Source organism: Nitrosospira sp. Nsp13 (assembly GCF_900101945.1).
Classification (GTDB): domain Bacteria; phylum Pseudomonadota; class Gammaproteobacteria; order Burkholderiales; family Nitrosomonadaceae; genus Nitrosospira; species Nitrosospira multiformis_D.
The window spans coordinates 133,915-151,778 of sequence record NZ_FMVD01000007.1 but is presented as its reverse complement, the minus strand read 5'-3'; the positions used below and the strand labels follow the sequence as shown (position 1 = coordinate 151,778).

At 53.6% G+C, this 17,864-nt stretch carries 14 protein-coding genes and 1 pseudogene; 4 read left to right on the top strand and 11 right to left on the bottom strand.

Annotation, left to right across the window (positions count from 1 at the left end; all coding sequences use genetic code 11):
* Positions 1 to 94: pseudogene (locus tag BLO43_RS17260) on the top strand (methane monooxygenase/ammonia monooxygenase subunit C); the annotation flags it as partial.
* A gap of 202 nt (positions 95 to 296) precedes the next feature.
* On the opposite strand, the gene BLO43_RS10365 reads toward BLO43_RS17260, so the two are convergent.
* From BLO43_RS10365 to BLO43_RS10345, 5 genes are all read right to left on the bottom strand, one after another.
* Entirely contained in the window at positions 297 to 2,603 is a 2,307-nt protein-coding gene (locus tag BLO43_RS10365; protein WP_090907007.1) for a DNA translocase FtsK, read from the bottom strand.
* Positions 2,604 to 2,816: 213 nt separating this feature from the next.
* On the bottom strand, positions 2,817 to 4,112 hold the full coding sequence (glcF, locus tag BLO43_RS10360) for a glycolate oxidase subunit GlcF (protein ID WP_090907006.1): 1,296 nt from the start codon (positions 4,110 to 4,112) through the stop codon (positions 2,817 to 2,819).
* Between the two features lie 4 nt (positions 4,113 to 4,116).
* A complete protein-coding gene (gene glcE / locus BLO43_RS10355) occupies positions 4,117 to 5,190 on the bottom strand; it encodes a glycolate oxidase subunit GlcE (RefSeq protein ID WP_090907005.1) in 1,074 nt (357 codons plus the stop codon).
* Positions 5,191 to 5,218: 28 nt separating this feature from the next.
* Positions 5,219 to 6,673: an FAD-linked oxidase C-terminal domain-containing protein gene (locus BLO43_RS10350; RefSeq protein WP_090907004.1), complete on the bottom strand. Its 1,455-nt coding sequence runs from the start codon at positions 6,671 to 6,673 to the stop codon at positions 5,219 to 5,221.
* Between the two features lie 50 nt (positions 6,674 to 6,723).
* A complete protein-coding gene (locus tag BLO43_RS10345) occupies positions 6,724 to 7,602 on the bottom strand; it encodes a 2-hydroxy-3-oxopropionate reductase (RefSeq protein WP_090907020.1) in 879 nt (292 codons plus the stop codon).
* 337 nt (positions 7,603 to 7,939) lie between these two features.
* On the opposite strand from BLO43_RS10345, the gene BLO43_RS10340 reads away from it, so the two are divergent.
* Entirely contained in the window at positions 7,940 to 9,094 is a 1,155-nt protein-coding gene (locus BLO43_RS10340; protein ID WP_090907003.1) for an NAD(P)/FAD-dependent oxidoreductase, read from the top strand.
* A 215-nt stretch (positions 9,095 to 9,309) separates the two neighbouring features.
* Here the strand turns inward: BLO43_RS10340 and BLO43_RS10335 are convergent, their stop codons facing one another.
* From BLO43_RS10335 to BLO43_RS10320, 4 genes are all read right to left on the bottom strand, one after another.
* On the bottom strand, positions 9,310 to 9,873 hold the full coding sequence (locus BLO43_RS10335) for a hypothetical protein (RefSeq protein ID WP_090907002.1): 564 nt from the start codon (positions 9,871 to 9,873) through the stop codon (positions 9,310 to 9,312).
* An 85-nt stretch (positions 9,874 to 9,958) separates the two neighbouring features.
* Positions 9,959 to 10,357 (bottom strand): hypothetical protein, encoded by a 399-nt coding sequence (locus tag BLO43_RS10330; protein ID WP_090907001.1) that lies wholly within the window; start codon positions 10,355 to 10,357, stop codon positions 9,959 to 9,961.
* 148 nt (positions 10,358 to 10,505) lie between these two features.
* On the bottom strand, positions 10,506 to 11,114 hold the full coding sequence (locus tag BLO43_RS10325; protein ID WP_090907000.1) for a glycine zipper family protein: 609 nt from the start codon (positions 11,112 to 11,114) through the stop codon (positions 10,506 to 10,508).
* Between the two features lie 12 nt (positions 11,115 to 11,126).
* Positions 11,127 to 11,603, bottom strand: coding sequence for a hypothetical protein (locus BLO43_RS10320; RefSeq protein ID WP_090906999.1), 477 nt, complete (start codon positions 11,601 to 11,603; stop codon positions 11,127 to 11,129).
* Positions 11,604 to 12,173: 570 nt separating this feature from the next.
* On the opposite strand from BLO43_RS10320, the gene BLO43_RS10315 reads away from it, so the two are divergent.
* Complete coding sequence (locus BLO43_RS10315; RefSeq protein ID WP_090906998.1) at positions 12,174 to 12,638, top strand: hypothetical protein; 465 nt, start codon at positions 12,174 to 12,176, stop codon at positions 12,636 to 12,638.
* A 272-nt stretch (positions 12,639 to 12,910) separates the two neighbouring features.
* On the opposite strand, the gene BLO43_RS10310 is transcribed toward BLO43_RS10315, so the two are convergent.
* Positions 12,911 to 15,328 (bottom strand): Lon protease family protein, encoded by a 2,418-nt coding sequence (locus BLO43_RS10310; protein WP_090906997.1) that lies wholly within the window; start codon positions 15,326 to 15,328, stop codon positions 12,911 to 12,913.
* A gap of 588 nt (positions 15,329 to 15,916) precedes the next feature.
* Here BLO43_RS10310 and ppnN point away from each other — a divergent pair.
* Entirely contained in the window at positions 15,917 to 17,293 is a 1,377-nt protein-coding gene (gene ppnN, locus BLO43_RS10305) for a nucleotide 5'-monophosphate nucleosidase PpnN (RefSeq protein WP_090906996.1), read from the top strand.
* Here the strand turns inward: ppnN and BLO43_RS10300 are convergent.
* The gene (locus BLO43_RS10300) at positions 17,275 to 17,610 is read right to left on the bottom strand and encodes a hypothetical protein (protein WP_090906995.1); all 336 of its coding nucleotides are present in this window, start codon (positions 17,608 to 17,610) and stop codon (positions 17,275 to 17,277) included. The genes ppnN and BLO43_RS10300 overlap by 19 nt on opposite strands.
* Positions 17,611 to 17,864 lie beyond the last annotated feature (254 nt).

The following is a 17,864-nucleotide window of genomic DNA, read 5'->3' as shown; positions in this document are numbered from 1 at the left end:
TGCGGCACAGATCATCACCCGCTACTCCAACCTGACCGACGTCATCTGGAACGGACAGAGCAAAGTCATCCTCAACAACCGGATCGTCCCGTAAGACCGGATTCGGCCAGGCCCGGCGGATAGACCCTGATTGGGCAGCCGCCCTGCTCCTGCAAGACCGGGGAGCGGGGCGGTATCATTTGTGCATCACAGTCAGGTGTTAAGAAATGACTGGATCGGCATCACAGACAACCAACATGTGACAAAGTCGCATAGCGACTTATCCGTGTCACCCCAAATCCTGCATAGCGGTAGATTTACTCATTCCGCGCAGGAACCAGCACCTCCCGATTACCGTTGGTTTGCATGGCCGAAACGAGACCAGCGCGTTCCATCTCCTCAATTAGACGCGCGGCCCGGTTATAACCAATGCGCAAGTGTCGTTGCACCAGCGAGATTGAGGCGCGGCGCGTCTTGAGTACCATGGCAACGGCCTCATCATAGAGCGGATCGGCTTCGCCGCTGTCCGGTCCCACCATGCCGTTATTTTCTCCTGCATTGCCGCCGCCGCTTTCTTCTTCAATTGAATTAAGCACACCCTCCACATAGCGCGGCTCGCCATGTTCCTTGATATATTCCACCACACGGTGCACTTCCTGATCGGCGACAAAAGCGCCATGCACCCGCTGCGGGTAACCGCTGCCAGGAGGTAGATAAAGCATATCCCCCTGCCCCAACAGCGCCTCCGCCCCCATCTGATCGAGTATGGTGCGTGAATCCACCTTACTCGATACCTGAAATGCTACCCGCGTCGGGATATTGGCCTTGATCAGGCCAGTGATCACATCCACCGAGGGCCGTTGCGTGGCGAGCAGCAAATGCACACCCGCGGCACGGGCTTTCTGGGCAAGTCTTGCGATCAATTCCTCGACTTTCTTGCCCACCACCATCATCAAGTCCGCCAGTTCGTCTATGACCACTACAATCAATGGCATCTCTTCCAGCAGGTCCGGCGTATCGGGTGTCAGACTGAACGGATTGACAAGCGGCTTATCGTTCTTGATCGCATCGCGGATTTTTTGATTGTAACCGCCGAGATTACGCACGCCCAGCGATGACATCAGCTTGTAGCGGCGCTCCATCTCCGCCACGCACCAGCGCAACGCGCTCGCCGCTTGCCGCATATCGGTCACCACAGGCGCCAGCAGATGGGGGATGCCTTCGTACACAGACAGCTCAAGCATCTTCGGATCCACCAGAATCAGGCGTACCTGCTCAGGCGTAGCCTTATAGATAAGGCTCAGGATCATGGCATTGATAGCCACCGATTTACCTGATCCTGTCGTTCCCGCAACCAGTACGTGCGGCATTCTGCCCAGGTCAGCCACCACCGGATGACCGCCGATATCCTTGCCTAATGCGATAGTCAATGGCGACCCCATGTCGGAATACGCCTGCGAACTGAGGATTTCCGACAAGCGCACCACCTGCCGTTTGGGGTTGGGAATTTCCAGACCCATACTGGTCTTGCCGGGAATAGTCTCGACCACGCGTATACTCACCACCGACAGGGAGCGGGCCAGATCTTTCACCAGATTGAGAATCTGATTACCTTTAACGCCCACCGCCGGTTCGATCTCATAACGGGTAATGACCGGACCGGGATAGGCCGCCACTACTTTGACCTCGACCCCAAAATCGATCAGCTTGCGTTCGATCAGACGAGACGTGAATTCAAGCGTATCTGTCGACAGCATTTCCACATCCTTGGCCGGCTCATCCAGCAGATGCAGCGGTGGCAAGGGTGAATCGGGTAAATCCACGAACAACGGCGTCTGTTTCTCTTTGATAACACGCGACGACTTAAGAATGATGGTGGCGGGGGGTTCGATATGCAAAGGCGGATTTTCATGGAAACGCTTCTTACCGACCTCAACTAATTCGTCGCGTTTGATTGCCGAAACCAAGCCTGCGCGCCGATCTTGCCAGTCCTCCCAGCGGCGTCCGGCAAACAGCCAAGTGCCCTCAATTATCGCCCCCAGTTTCTCGGCAAAGCGTACCCACGACAGGCCGGTAAACAAGCTGAATCCGATCGCCATCAATATCAGCAATGCCAAAGTGGCGCCGGTAAAACCCAGCATTTGCGACAAATTCCCGTTGATCAGCTGACCCAGCACGCCTCCCGGAGCCTGCGGCAGCATTATTTTAAGTGTATATAACCGTAGTGCTTCAAACCCGCTGCTGGCGGCCAGCAATACCACGAAACCTGCGGCTGAAACAAATAACGGGCGGCGATCAAATATCCCCACGGCGTCGATGCGATGATAGCTCCATGCCACCAGATAAAGGAAAAACAACACCCACCACCAGGCGGAAGCACCAAGCAAATAGAGAAGTAAATCCGCCAGCCAAGCGCCCGCAACACCTCCAGGGTTATGTGGAGAGCCGTCGCCGCTATGCGACCAGCCAGGATCGGCGCGATCATAGCCATAAAATATCAGCACCAGATAAAGCGCCACCCCCAGTAAGGCAAGTCCGCACGATTCACGCAACAGCCTGACGATTCTGGACGGCAGGGGATTGGAGCTCGGCTTTTTCGCCATTGGCTTGTTGACGAAGCTCATGAGTAGTCCCCAGGAAACAGGGCCAAGGAAAAATAAGTCTGATTATATAGAGTTAGCCTGAGGGGAAAAAGCAAACTCCGCGATGAAGTCCTGCCGGACACGAAGTTTACGAGGGAGCAACAGGAAAATTTATATGCAATGCCCTTTCTCATTGACTCGATAAGCCGGCTCACGAATTCGCGCGCAACTTCATTCTATGACTCATTGGAAAATTCAGGCATGCGCGCTTTTAACGAATCTTTCGTCCAGCAACTCGATCCAGTGACTGACTGGTAATGATGTACCGCCTCGGACGTGCATGAGGCAACCTATGTTGGCGGTAGCAATGCAAGTGGGACTACCCGATTCCAGTGCCGTTATCTTATTTTTCAATAACTGTTGCGATAGCTCCGGTTGCAGAATGGAGTAGGTCCCGGCCGATCCGCAGCAAAGATGGGCGTCCGGCACAACCGTCAATTCGAAACCTGCGGCAATCAGAATCCTCTCGACTACGCCGCGAATCTGCATGCCGTGTTGCAACGTACAGGGAGAATGAAAAGCAAGTTTTGATTCCCTTGGGTTAACCGGCAAACTATTGATAGAATTAGCCAATACTTGGGTCTCGGCTTCGAGTATTTCGCTGATATCTTTACATAATTCTGAAATACGTGCCGCTTTTTCCGCATAGGCCGGATCATGACGCAATAAATGACCATATTCCTTCACCGTTACGCCGCAACCACTGGCAGTCATGACGATCGCTTCGACTCCTCCCCTTTCTTGCCTGGCATTAATTTCCATTTCGTTTCCCACGTACGGCCACCAGGCATCTACATTGCGGCGCATGTAATCCAATCCCTCCTGCTGGGCATTGAGATGGTACGAAACCGCCCCACAGCACCCCGCATTTTCCGCTTTGATCAGGGATATGCCCAGCTTGTCCAGTACCCGTGCGGTAGCCGCGTTGATATTGGGGGCCAGCGCCGGCTGCACACAGCCTTCGAGTACCAGCATCCTGCGTGTATGCCGAGCAGGGGGCCATGCTCCCGCAAGCTGCATTTCTTTCGCTTCCGGCGGTATCGAATCCTTCAGGCTGCCTGGAAGCAACGGACGGATGCCTCGTCCCAGCCTCAATAACGATGAAAACAACTTGGAATTAGGTAAGGTCTGGCGCAGTGCGTATCGCATGGCACCAGCCGCCGCACCACGTCCCACTTTTTTTTCAACGATGCCACGACCGATATCCACCAGCCGCCCATAACGCACGCCGGATGGGCAAGCTGTCTCGCAAGCACGGCAAGTAAGGCAACGGTCAAGATGCAACTGGGTTTTTTGCGTAACCGGCTCGCCTTCCAGCATCTGTTTCATCAGGTAAATACGGCCGCGCGGGCTATCCAGCTCATCGCCCAGCAACTGATAGGTCGGACAGGTGGCGAGGCAGAAACCACAATGCACACAGGTCCGCAGTATGGCGTCAGCTTCTTGCCCCTCGGGAGAATCTTTAATGAAATCGGCTAGGTTGGTTTGCATTTATTTAGTATTGAGGATACATCCGGCCAGGATTGAGTATCCCCATCGGATCGAACTTCTCCTTTATACGCTGGTGAATAGCCAACATCGCCGGTTCAAGCGGATGAAATACGTCAGCGCATGATTCGTGGCTGCGGAACAGCGTAGCGTGGCCGCCCGCAGCCTTCGCGATTCCGCGTGCAACACCGGCATCGACTCCCGTTTCATCTGCCCACCAACGTAGCGCGCCTCCCCATTCCATCAATTGCTTACCCGGCAAAGGCAGCGGCGGGGCTGTCGATTTTATGGATAAGCGCCAGAGCGATTTCCCCGATTGAAAAAATGAATGCGACTGTTCGCGTACCGATTCCCAAAAAACCCCTCCGTCATCGATTTCATCGCCACCCAACTTCGCATGCGCTGCACGCACCGCAGGCTCGGCGCCAGAGAGCCTTACAAACAGCTCGCCGTCGCAAAAACAGGTGGCGGAAACGGGTAGAGGCTTACCGGCCCACAGATTCATCCTTTCAATAGCCTCGGCTTCCACCATCGGTATACGCAGCGTGGTCTCCATTGCCGGCAGCGGCAGTACTTTGAGTGAGATTTCCAGCAACAGACCCAACGTTCCCATCGAACCTGTCATCAAACGCGAGACATCATAGCCCGCGACATTCTTCATTACCTGCCCGCCAAAACGCAGGTCATCTCCTCTGCCGTCAAGCATGCGCACACCCAGCACAAAGTCGCGTACCGCCCCGGCGGATGCCCGGCGTGGGCCAGACAGGCCGGTGGCGATACAACCACCAAGTGTGGCGGCAGGCTCAAAATGCGGTGGCTCGAACGCCATCATTTGACCATGCTTGCGCAACTCGGTTTCGAGATCGGCCAAACGAGTGCCGGCGCGGGCAGTCAGCACCAGTTCGGTCCGCTCATAATCCACGATTCCGGCGTAAGCGCTAGCGTCAAGAACGCCGTTATTCCGCCCCGGGATGTGATTACCGTAGAAATCCTTGCTGCCTCCGCCGCGTATGCATAACGGCGCTTTATCTTCGGCAGCGGCACGGATAATGCCGGCAAATTGGTCTACGATATCTTGCATAGACAAAGAATGCGGATCAGTCTGTCGTTCAAAACCTTGGCAACTCCGGAAATTTTTCTTCGCCCCGATGTACATGCATCGCGCCATGTTCAGCACAGCGGCGTAGAGTCGGAACGGCTTTTCCGGGATTCAGCAGTCCCTCCGGATCGAACGCCGCCTTTACCGCGTGAAACATCTCAAGTTCCCCGGTCTTGAATTGGGAGCACATCTGATTGATTTTTTCGATGCCAACTCCATGCTCACCGGTAATGGTTCCGCCGGCCTGAATACACATTTGAAGTATTTTCGCACCAAACTCCTCAGTCATTTCCAGTTCGCCAGACTTGTTGGCATCGTAAAGAATCAACGGGTGCAGATTGCCATCTCCCGCGTGGAAGACATTCATGCAACGCAGCCCGTATTCAGCGGAGAGTGCTTCAATTCCACTCAATACCTGCGCGAGTTTGTTGCGTGGGATAGTCCCGTCCATGCAGTAATAATCAGGTGAAACGCGACCCGCGGCTGGAAAAGCCGCCTTACGCCCGGCCCAGAACTTGAGCCGCTCCGCTTCATCACGAGAGGTTCTGATTTCGGTTGCGCCGCTCTCGTTCATGATCTCGTCAATGCGACGGATCTCCTCCACAACTTCCTCCACCGTACCGTCGGACTCGCACAGCAGGATCGCGGCCGCATCAAGATTGTAGCCGGCATGGACATACTCCTCTACTGCGCGCGTGGTAATTTTATCCATCATTTCCATGCCGGCTGGAATGATGCCCGCGCCAATCACGTTCGCCACCGCATCCGCCGCTTTACGGATGTCGTCAAAGGCCACCATGACAACTTGCGCTTTTTCCGGTCTGGGCAGGAGTTTTACGGTGACTTCGGTAACGACACCCAGCATGCCTTCACTGCCGGTCATCAGCGCCAACAAGTCATAGCCTGGTGAATCCAGGCTCTCACCGCCGATTTCCAGAATCTCGCCTGCAATGGTTACCACCCGCAATTTAAGGATATTGTGTACCGTGAGCCCATACTTCAGACAGTGCACACCTCCCGAATTTTCTGCCACATTGCCTCCGATGGAGCAGGCGATCTGCGAAGAAGGATCGGGAGCATAATACAGGCCATAGGGTGCTGCCGCTTCGCTAATGGCAAGATTACGCACGCCTGGTTGCACCCGGGCAATGCGCGCCACCGGATTAACCTCAAGTATGCGTTTCAGCTTGGCGAGCGAGAGCAGCACGCCCTCTGCGTGGGGCAGCGCACCACCGGACAAACCAGTGCCTGCACCACGTGCCACGACCGGGGTTTTCGCGGCATGACAGACCTTGAGGACTTCGATCACTTCGCCTTCCGTTTGCGGCAACACGACGATCATGGGCGTTTGCCGGTACGCCGACAAACCATCGCATTCATAAGGCCTCAAGTCTTCGGTCTCATGGAGCACCGCTCCAGACGGAAGGAAAGTACGCAACTTGGCGGCCAATTGAAGGGAATTCATAGCTCAACAGTTTGATATATGTTTACTGAACCTGGTTCATGAGGCCCGTATTAGATCTCATGATTCGCCAATTTTTCCAACACCTGTACCACGGCCGAACTGTCCCACTTTGCGCCGCCATGCGCGATACATGCGTTGAATAACTCTTGCGTGGCGGCGGTATTGGGTAGACTCACCCCCAGTGTGCGCGCACCCGTTAGCGCGAGATTCAAATCCTTTTGATGCAGTTCAATGCGAAATCCCGGATCGAATGTACGCTTGATCATGCGTTCGCCGTGAATCTCCAGGACACGTGACGCGGCGAATCCGCCCATGAGAGCTTGACGCACCCTGGCAGGGTCGACGCCGGCCTTGGATGCAAACAACAACGCCTCACCCACGGCCTCGATAGTGAGCGCAACGATGATCTGATTGGCAATCTTGCAAGTCTGACCGGCGCCATTATCACCAATTAAAGTGACGCTTTTACCCATTAACTCAAGAACAGGTTTCACTTTTCCAAATACGGCTTCCGTGGCCCCCGCCATAATGGTCAGCGTGGCATTCTTCGCGCCTACATCACCCCCCGACACGGGAGCATCCACATAATCGCAACCGAGCTGGTTGATCCTGGCGGCGAATACCTTGGTCTCAATGGGAGAGATGGAGCTCATGTCCACCACCGTCTTGCCTGGCGTCAATCCCTGCGCCACGCCATTTTCACCGAATAGTACGCTTTCAACATCCGGGGTATCGGGTAGCATGGTGATAATGATGCCGGCGTTCTGTGCCACTTCTTCAGGCGAGAAACAAGCCTTGCCCCCTTGCTCGAGCAATTCTTGCGGCACGCCGCTACGCGAATACAGAAACAATGCGTGGCCGCCATTGATAAGGTGTCCGGCCATAGGCTTGCCCATGATGCCAAGACCGATAAAACCAATATTCATCATATTTGTACTCATCAATACGCTAAATGCCTTGTCGGCTAGCGCATTCCGGCTCGTTATCCTGATTTCCGGATTTTCTCATGCATCTGGGTTACGTTAGTAAACTTTACCGGTGTCCAGCTGACTAATACAGCTACCATACCTCAAAAGTATGCCGCATAAACCTTTGGAAACATCAAAATCAGGTTGAAAATAATTTATCATTCGCTATTCGCAAGGAACCTGGAATGACCGAATCTCAGTACGATATATATAACCTCATCTATGACGAAACGATTGTCAGTCCGGACATGAACTTCATCCGGAACATAATAGGTACTCACTTTGAAATGGTGAAAGGTTGAGCCGGCAACCGGTAGTCATCATCGGCAGCGGGCTTGCGGGATATACCGTGGCTCGGGAATTTCGCAAACTGGACGCCGAAACATCCATCCAGATTATTTCCGCGGATCATGGCGGATTCTACTCGAAGCCTATGCTGTCAAACGCCTTGGCTACCGGTAAAACGCCGCTATCCATACTCAATGCCAACGCGGAAAAAATGGCCGAGCAATTGAAGATGACGATTCGTTCGCATAGTCGCGTAACGGCCATTGATCCTTCCGGTAAAAACGTGACCTTGCGAGACGGAGAAAAGCTTCCTTACAGTCAACTCATTCTGGCCCTGGGTGCTGATCCGGTCCGTCTGCCGCTGGAGGGAGACGGAGTTGACGCAATTTTGTCAGTCAATGATCTCGACGACTACCACCAGCTGTGCACTGCGCTACAGGGCAAAAAGGATGTGACCATTCTGGGTGCGGGACTGATCGGCTGTGAATTTGCCAATGATCTGGCTGTGGCCGGTTATCGGGTACGTGTAATAGATATCAGCGCACGTCCTCTGGGACGGCTTCTACCACAGGCTGGCGGCGCCTTTCTGCAACACAGGCTGGAGGCGATTGGCATAGTTTTCCATATGGGTGCTGCAACACAGCGCGTGGAACGAATTCACGAAAGCTTGCGCTTGACTCTCGACAATGGCGAAATCATACAAACGGATGTCTTGCTCTCCGCCATAGGATTACGTCCGCGCACTGCCCTGGCGGAAGCCGCCGGCATCAAGGTAAATCGCGGCGTTGCGGTGAGCCGTTCGCTACAAACCCGGTATTCGGATATCTATGCGCTCGGTGACTGCGCCGAGGTGGAGGGCAGGGTACTGCCCTTCGTTATGCCGATCATGCATGCCGCCCGTGGCCTTGCGGCAACGCTTGCCCGGACTCCAACTCTGGTACGATACCCCGCCATGCCCGTGGTGGTTAAAACCCCGGCCTGCGCAACCGTAGTCTCACCTCCCGACCCCAATGCGCAAGGCGAATGGCTGATAGAGGAAAGCGAAAGCGGCGTGAAAGCATTATTTCAGAGTGCGGAAGGCAAACTGCTGGGCTATGCGCTGCTGGGTACGGTAACCAAGGAAAAGAATTTGCTCGCCACGCAATTACCGGCGGTGATGGAATAATACTTACCGGCTTATCCAGAAACGGCGGCCCACGAAGCCTGCTCCAAGGGCAGATGTTTCATCACGGGTGCGGTGCCGCTACGACATGTGATCCCAATCATGTGAGCGGCACTGAATCCAGCCTCTTCCGCTGTCAATAAGACTTCAATAGGATCTCAACAGGATTCGCCATGATCCAAGATCCACGCTTTGCGGATAAGGCTTAGCCTCCTAAATCAGTAGCCCTTCGTGCGCATGCAAGAAGCATAAGCAGCCTGGTATTGCGCATCGTGAGACTTAGTCTCGTTGAGCCCATAGAGACTTCCCCCCGCCGCGCCGGTTACACCGCCAATAGCGGCTCCTTTCCCCGCACCTTTTCCTCCGCCCGCAATGGCACCGCCGGCTGCACCCACAGCCGCTCCAATAGCAGCACCCAGTGCAGCGTTCTTGAGTACTTCTTCGGTTTTGCTATTTACTTCTTCACTCGCATACCGGTTGCATGCCTCCACGACAGATTGTGAAGGGTACGCGGGATTTGCCGCCTGCGGAGGATATGCTCCCTGCGGAGGATATGCTACCTGCGGGGGATTTGGCGCATGGGGAGCCCGTTGCCGCTCGACGGGAGGCGCGGCCTTGCCCGCCTCGGCTACAGGAGCCTCACTGACTTGTGCCGTTTGGGGATCAGGTGCCTCAGTCTTGGAATCTCGCCCTACAAAGAGCATTGTAGCGGCTGCGGTTGCACCCACCAATAGTATTCCAATCGTCGCGAGCTTCCAGGGGTTAAGGGGTTCATTCGACATCTACATTCTCCTTCTGAGAAAAACTTTCCTTCTCTGGTATTTGGCCATTACTCCAGAGCTGGCTGGAATCGCGACCCGACTACTTTTAGTCTGCTTTTTTACCCTTACCATGGCCACCAGCCTTGCCACCATGTTCCTTGTCATGGCCGCGAGCCTTGCCACCATGCTCCTTGTCGTGGCCGCGAGCCTTGCCGCCGCGATCCTTGTCGTTGCCGCCAACTCCCCCTTGATCCTTACCATGACCACGCCCATCACCATCTTGATTTCTCAGATCCGCGCGTTCTTTACCTTTAGTTGCTCCGGTAGACCATTGGGCATTCGAGTTTTCGCTTCCTTGCTGGCTCCGGTGATCAAAAGCCGTTCCACCCCGTTTCCCGTCCCCGCCTCCGCCTCCGCCCGCACCATTTCCTTGCTGCGCCAGCACCGGGCTGCCATAACCGAGGACAATGCCAGCCAACAATACCGCTAAACCGACTTTACGCATTTCCGATCTCCTTTTACAGTTATTAAACGTCTATTTGTCTAGAAAAATGTATCCATTTATGGCTCGGCGTAAGGGCAGCAGAAACTCTGTCTGAAGTTTTCCATCTTACCGGCTTTAATAGCAATCACTATTGTACTGAAGTACACCCCTACATCCTGAGAGGCTGGTATCCCTTCAAAATTTTACCGGGTGGAGGTGGCGGTGGTATACCCGGAGGAGGAGGCGGCGGCGGCAATACCCCTCCCTGCATACCTCTCGCAGGTGGATAAGATGGATAAGGAGCGCTCATAGTCCCGTTGTAACCACTCATGGGGGAATTGTTGACCTGACCGGATACCGGAACACGATGACCTTTGCCGTACATGCATTGGGTATAGCCTGTATCGTAGCGTTGCTGGCTGCCATAGCCAGATGCATTGGCAGTGTTTGTTCCCGCCAAACTTCCCGCCAAAAGACCGGTGCCGGCACCAATCGCAGCGCCCCGCCCTCCGCCCAAAGCCACGCCCGCTACCGCACCTAGCCCGGCGCCAACAGCGGCGCTTCCGACCCCGCTGGTGATCAAGGCCCGGTTCGGCGTCATACCTCCCACTTGTTCGTAGGCGAATTGTCTACAATAATAATCGTCGTAACGAAACTCATCGAAGCTTCTGCCAGACCCCGGCAAAGCCATCATGCTCGGGCCGGTGGGTATACTCGCGCACGCAGCCAGCGAAGCTATCGCCAGCAGAGCGGATAACTTGATTATTTTTGACATCATGGCGTGGCTTGCCTATTGAGCTGGCTGGGGAGCGACCTGCAGCCAGCCATCTGGACAGTTTTTGATGTAGGGATAGTATCCTTCCGGTTTACGGCAGTAGTGCCAATAATTGGACGCCTGAGCCTGAGCCTGAGCCTGAAGTTGAGGCTGAGGCTGAACCTGTATGATCTGGGGTTGCTGGATATAAACCGGTGGCGCCGCCGGCACTGCAACGGCGGGCGCATACCCATAATTTGGTGCATACCCGTAATTAGGCGCATATCCATAAGATGGGGCTCTGCCTGCATAAGAGCCCAAGCCGTAACCCAATAATCCCATCCCGAGCGCTAATCCATATCCTCCATATCCTCCCCCATAGTGGCGATGGTGACCATGGTGATGACCGTGGTGGTGATGGCCATGACCGTGGCCTCCGCGCGCCCAAACCGAACTGGCAGGGAAGGTTCCGAGCAGTATGAGCGCAAGGCACATTAATCTGATTTTTCTCATGCAAGTCTCCATTCTTATGGTTACGTTTAACTGCAGAGAAACCAATTCAGCAAATAACTTTCTGTGTAGCTGTGCTGATATAACGCGTCAATAGCAGGATTGGTTGTCACCTGGTTACATAGATTTAAAAAAATAATTTCGCCACGCAACCTTTACTGAGCTTTTTCCTTAAATCGGGCTGAAATTGAACAGGCTTACTTTCGTCAAGGGTAGAAAAAGAAAAAACTGAGGAAATTTGATTGTCGGCCCACATGACCGGTTTTACGGGCCAAGACTTTGAGCTTTACCCGAAAGACTTGAAGCCGGTGACCTTATAGCGGAATTTCAGTCGCTCGGCGATTTACAGAATGTCAGAAACGCTATCGCTACTAAATTTGCCGGAAAGAATAAAGTCGGGGTAAATCAAAAAAATATATGAGTAATCCCGTCCCTTACGACAACCAATCCGCTGTTTGATACGTTATATCAGCATGACTGTGGAGATTGATATCTGGCTGATCCAACTCATCGGTCAACGGGGTATGGATAGATAGATTTCATATAAATCGCGGTTGCGGAATAGAGATTCACATGAGAAAAATCAGATTAATGTGCCTTGCGCTCATACTGTTCGGAGCCCTGCCTGCAACCTCCGTATGGGCTGGCGGGTGGGGTCACCATCATCATGGAGGAGGGTTTGGATGGGGACTGGGGTTGGGGCTATGGGGCGGCTATGGCTTGGGTTACTATGGCAGAGTACCCTACTACTCCCCTTATTACGGATACCCGCCTGCTTATGGCTATGCACCTTACGGGTATGCACCTGGCTATGGCGCTTCACCATACGGATATGGGTATCCGCCGGTTGTTACGGTACCTTCAGCTCCGCCAATTTATATGCCGCAGCAGCCACAGATTATGCAAACCCAGCCTGTCGAGCCGCAGGCTCAGGCCACCAACTATTGGCACTACTGCCGCAAGCCGGAAGGTTACTATCCCTACATCAGAAATTGCCCCGATGGCTGGCTGCGAGTTGCTCCCCAGCCTGCTCAATAAGCAATGCCGTAACCCGCCGCTGCAAGGAAAATCAATTTTTATTCGCTCGCAAGCAAAAAAAGCTACTTGATTTTCGGATAGAACGCTTATAGGCGAAAACGGCGGCAATCCTGTCAGCCTGTATGAATTTTAGGCAGGGTGAAAGGGGTGAATTTATAACCCTCGGCAGGCGATGGGCAACCTCGGTATCCCCCGCGAGCACGCCGTCGCGACCCTGAGGGACCGGGGTACGCTGAGCTGGCCAGCGGCAGCGAAAATCTCACCGGGCGCAATCAGAAGCGTTTGCGTTTTACCTTCGGATGTTGTGATTCTTGGCAGGCGCGGCGATAAGCCAGCAAGGCCTGCTGGGCACGGCCCAGTATACTGTCATGCCGATAATTGCCTGTCTCATCCGCTATGCCGGTCGGGAAACCGGTGAGCAACTGCACGCCTTCACTCACATGCTCAGCGGTATAGATATGGAATAAATTTTTGGCGACCGCCTCCACGATCTTGTGCTCCAGCATCAAGTGCCGACGGTTGCGGTTTGGAATCAGCACACCGTGACTGCCATCCAGTCCGGCTGTTTCGCAGACGCGAAAATAACCCTCTATTTTTTCGTTGATCCCGCCCACCGGCAACACTTCACCGTGCTGATTGACTGCACCCGTAACGGCGATCCCCTGTCTGAGTGGCAAAGCCGACAGGGATGAGAGCAGAACATAAAGTTCGGCACAGGATGCAGAATCCCCCTCCATGCCGTTATATTCCTGTTCGAACACAATAGAAGCATTGAGCGCGAGCGGTGCGACGTGGGCAAATAAAGCGGACAGATAGTTCTGTAGAATGAATACCCCCTTATCGTGAATCGGCCCGGACATCTCCACCTCACGCTCGATGTTGAGTAAGCCGTCTTCACCCGCGAAGGTACGTGCCGTGACACGTACCGGCAAGCCAAAGCGATAATCTCCCAGGTCTACCTGGGTCAGACTGTTGAGCTGACCTACTTTCTCGCCATTCAGCGCGATCAGCATATCGCCTTCGGCGATGGATTCCTGCAGGCGTTGTTCAGGGTAGTCATGGCGCAAGATACGCGCACGCAGCGCCGCCTCGACATCCGCTGCCTCAACCAGGTAACCGGCATGCGCGTGGCACAGCGCTGCGCTTTCCATTACCAGCGCCTCGGCGCGAGCGAAGATCGCGCTTTGGCGCAATTGATCATCCACTTGACGATGGGAATATTCCAGCAGACGCGCAACGGCGGCGGCGGAAAAATGCGGCAACCCCAGCTCCCGGCAGGTGTGGGCAACGAAGATAGCCGAGGCACGATGGGTTTCGGCGCTGGCTAAAAAACTTTCGGCAAAGTCTACCTTGACGCGAAAGCGACATGCAAACTCCGGATCTGCCTCCTGCAAGTCATAGTATTCCTGGCGTGAACCGATCAGGACGATCTTGACTTTTACATCCACCGCCTCAGGTACGAGTGAAACAGCCGTGATCGGGGTAAAAGCCGTGCCTGGTTCTTCGATCTGCAGGCGGTCGCTGCGCAGCAAACGACGCAATTTCTCCCACACCAGGGCATCGGCCAGCAGGTCACGCAGATGCAACATCAGGAAACCGCCGTGCGCCTTAAGTAAGCTGCCCGCGCGGATGCGGGTAAAATCAGTCGCCAGCACGTCGTTCTCCGACTGGTATTCGATGCTGCCGAACAGTGAGCGGAATAATGGGTTGTCCTCGACGATTACCGGTGCACCGCTGAGGCCGTCATTGTCCACTACCAGGTTAATCCGATAGCGGGACATCACTCGCTCCAACTCTTCTTGACGGCTCTCCTCATCGGTATCGGAAACCTTGAACAGTTCCAGATTGCCGAGCACGTCCTGCATGACTTGTTCCAGGTAAGAACCGAGCTTGACGGAATCCTTGATCTGTTTTTTCAATCCGACACGGATTTCCTGCAACTCGTTCTCCAGCAGCGGTTTCACTACCTGACGCTGTAGCACCGCTAGAGCTTCGTTCATGACCCGCTCCATCGGCCGGATTTTCTCGAAATAACGGGTAATTTCGGCGTGCAACTCCTGCTCGGCCTGCTCTATCTCAACCCGGTGCGCCTTTGGCAGGGTAAGCATCTCATCCTCGGTGAGAATGCGGCCCTTCTCCCCGAGCAGGGTAAAAACTATGTGCCCAGCCTCCCGGTGTATAGTGAAATTGTGAAGCTCGGCGAAGGCAGTGAGTTCAGTGTAGGCCTTGGCTTCTTCCGCTTTGTAGGCTTTTCTAATGCGCTCACTCTCCACTTTGAAATCCTGCCCGTCCAGACGTTGCGGAATTTCCATCAGCAGGGATTTTATCAGCCGCGCCAGAAGTTGACGCAGCAGGCGTCCCTGCCCCGCCGGCAGGCGCAGGGCCAGGGGCCTTTCCGGCGCATCAAAGTTGTGCAGATAGCATAAGTCGGGTGGCGTTGCCCTGTTTGCGGCAGCTGCGACCATCGTTTGGTGCAGCAGCGAAGAGCGGCCGCTGCCGACCTCCCCCAGCACGAACAGGTTATAGTCGGACTGATCCATCCCGAGACCAAAGCGGGCAGCCATTTCCGCACGCTCCTGCCCGATCCACGGCAACGGATACTGCAGCAATTCCGAACTATCGGAGAATTCAAGCGAATCGGGATCGATAGTCAGGCGCAGATCAGCGGGGGACAGGCTTGAGATCGGCATATAGCAATAGTGAGACGCAGAGGATTTCACATTCCCATGTCAGATTCATTATCTGCCAAGAAGTATGCTATGGCAACACGCAGCAAGTTTTGCAGGGGCAAGCCCAAGGTAATATTCGTCACCCGATCGAACAACCCAATAATGAGCCAGCTGCGGAAGTGCGGAAGCTAGTTGTGGCACCCGAGGGTGCTGAAATGGTCGGTCACTGACCGCAGGTTCTAGCGCTACCGCACGATGGATGAGTTCCCACTAATCGGGAAGTGGGTGCATGGCTACATAAACGGCCATGTAATTTTGGGGTACTGAAATCAATCTACTGGTGACGTATACTTACGCGCGCTCATGGCAATCTTGTTGCCAAGCTACCAAGACTATCGCTGGAATTGGAAAGGATGCAAAAGTCTCAATAGATCGCTCAATAAAGAGCCGGACTGTTAACCCTGATCGGCTCCGCAAAAATGTAACTGCTACATTGCCCCAAAATCCACGCATTCATAGAAAAACGTTCACGAAAATTACATAATAAATGAATACCCTGAAATGTGGATCGTATAAAAACTCACTCAATCAGCCACTGGAAACATGACGATGAACAAAGCGGAAGAATTGGTAGATGCTCGCATAACGCCCGCTGGCCGTCTGGATGTCTTATCAAAATACGAAGTCAATAAATTACTTGATAAAAGTCAGGGTGGTTTATACAACGTGTTTCGCAATTGCTGTTTGGCTGTGCTGAATTGCGGCAACCACATGGATGATGGCAAGGAACTGCTCGAGCGGTATGAATCATTTGAAATACGTGTTGTACAACAACAGCGCGGTATAAAACTCGCGGTAAATAAAGCGCCTGCAAGCGCGTTTGTCGATGGCAAGATTATTCGTGGCATTAATGAACATCTGTTTGCGGTGTTGCGCGATGTGGTTTATATCAGTGATGAAATCACCGATAACCCGCACTACGATATCAATACGTCAGATGGCGTGACCAACGCCGTATTTCACATATTGCGCAATGCAAATATTTTACGGCCCATGACAAATCCGCGCTTGGTGGTGTGTTGGGGCGGACATTCGATCAGCCGACAAGAATACGATTATTCAAAAGAAGTTGGTTATCAATTGGGGCTACGTGGCTTGGACATCTGCACGGGGTGTGGTCCCGGTGCGATGAAAGGCCCCATGAAAGGCGCTACCATCGGCCATGCGAAGCAACGCATTGCGATGGGACAATATCTCGGCATTACCGAGCCAGGCATTATTGCGGCGGAGTCGCCCAATCCTATCGTGAATGACTTGGTCATCATGCCAGATATAGAAAAGCGTCTGGAAGCGTTTGTGCGTACTGGTCATGCGATTGTAGTGTTTCCCGGTGGCGTGGGAACAGCGGAAGAAATATTGTTCATCCTGGGTTTATTATTGCATCCTGATAATAATGATCTGCCCTATCCGGTGATTCTTACCGGACCAAAAGATTCCGCCGATTATTTCAAAGGTATCGACGCGTTCATTGGCGCGACACTGGGTAACAGTGCCCAACAGCGTTATCAAATTATTATTGATGATCCCGTATTAGTTGCGCGCGAAGCAGTGGCTGGCATTGAAAAAGTGAAGCAGTTCCGAAAGGATCTGAGTGACGCGTATTACTTTAACTGGGTGCTCAAGATTGAACATGAGTTTCAACGTCCGTTTACGCCGACTCACGATAATATGCGCCACCTTGAATTGCATAAAAATCAAGAAGTGCATTTATTGGCGGCGCATTTGCGCCGGGCATTTTCAGGTATTGTCTCGGGTAACGTGAAAGATGAGGGCATTCGCTCAATTGAGGAACATGGGCTCTTTGAAATACGCGGGGAAAAAAGTATTACGGACGCCCTGGATGGTTTGCTCGCGTCATTTGTTGCGCAACAACGCATGAAGCTGCCGACTAAAGAATATAAACCGTGTTATCGAATAATCAAGTAGAGGAATCTGATCGGGTTTGAATATACCATCGAAGTTGAGATTGCCAAGTTGCTGCGTTCCTCGCAATGACAACAAATATCAAGATCCGCAAAGGCCACGTTCATGCCCCTAGAAGGGGTGCCCATAATACCCTGCTCCCGGGCCCCGAGCAGCGACAGGTCTGCCAGTATCGAGGCATTGATCGTCATCGGATCATCTATGCCATTCGGCGAGACAACCACTTTCTTTCTGATATGAACTGCGGTAGCCGGTATGTCGAACCAAAGACCTACCGAAATCCAGCCTTCCGCGTGCTGACTGGCGATATAGGGTGGCACGCCTCGCGCTGGGCGTCGCTGAAGCGGCGATCTTCCTTGGGTTTGACTCGACCATGATTACGTCCCATCCAGCACGGATAAGACATGCCGCTGATGCAATGCCAATACCTCCGGCGCCAATAATATGTGCTGACGATTTCATATCGAAAGATGTTGGCAATGGACGCGAGCAAGGCTTGCGGGACAGGTTTGGAAGCGATCTTGGATTTAGAAACGCTTCTATTCCTCCAGTCCACTAGGGCCATGCCAACTTA

What these genes read in the sequence shown, in the direction of transcription:
- BLO43_RS10365 (WP_090907007.1), bottom strand. Translation starts at nt 2,603, where the DNA reads ATGAGCTTCGTCAACAAGCCAATGGCGAAAAAGCCGAGCTCCAATCCC.
- glcF (WP_090907006.1), bottom strand. Translation starts at nt 4,112, where the DNA reads ATGCAAACCAACCTAGCCGATTTCATTAAAGATTCTCCCGAGGGGCAA.
- glcE (WP_090907005.1), bottom strand. Translation starts at nt 5,190, where the DNA reads ATGCAAGATATCGTAGACCAATTTGCCGGCATTATCCGTGCCGCTGCC.
- BLO43_RS10350 (WP_090907004.1), bottom strand. Translation starts at nt 6,673, where the DNA reads ATGAATTCCCTTCAATTGGCCGCCAAGTTGCGTACTTTCCTTCCGTCT.
- BLO43_RS10345 (WP_090907020.1), bottom strand. Translation starts at nt 7,602, where the DNA reads ATGATGAATATTGGTTTTATCGGTCTTGGCATCATGGGCAAGCCTATG.
- BLO43_RS10335 (WP_090907002.1), bottom strand. Translation starts at nt 9,873, where the DNA reads ATGTCGAATGAACCCCTTAACCCCTGGAAGCTCGCGACGATTGGAATA.
- BLO43_RS10330 (WP_090907001.1), bottom strand. Translation starts at nt 10,357, where the DNA reads ATGCGTAAAGTCGGTTTAGCGGTATTGTTGGCTGGCATTGTCCTCGGT.
- BLO43_RS10325 (WP_090907000.1), bottom strand. Translation starts at nt 11,114, where the DNA reads ATGATGTCAAAAATAATCAAGTTATCCGCTCTGCTGGCGATAGCTTCG.
- BLO43_RS10320 (WP_090906999.1), bottom strand. Translation starts at nt 11,603, where the DNA reads ATGAGAAAAATCAGATTAATGTGCCTTGCGCTCATACTGCTCGGAACC.
- BLO43_RS10315 (WP_090906998.1), top strand. Translation starts at nt 12,174, where the DNA reads ATGAGAAAAATCAGATTAATGTGCCTTGCGCTCATACTGTTCGGAGCC.
- BLO43_RS10310 (WP_090906997.1), bottom strand. Translation starts at nt 15,328, where the DNA reads ATGCCGATCTCAAGCCTGTCCCCCGCTGATCTGCGCCTGACTATCGAT.
- ppnN (WP_090906996.1), top strand. Translation starts at nt 15,917, where the DNA reads ATGAACAAAGCGGAAGAATTGGTAGATGCTCGCATAACGCCCGCTGGC.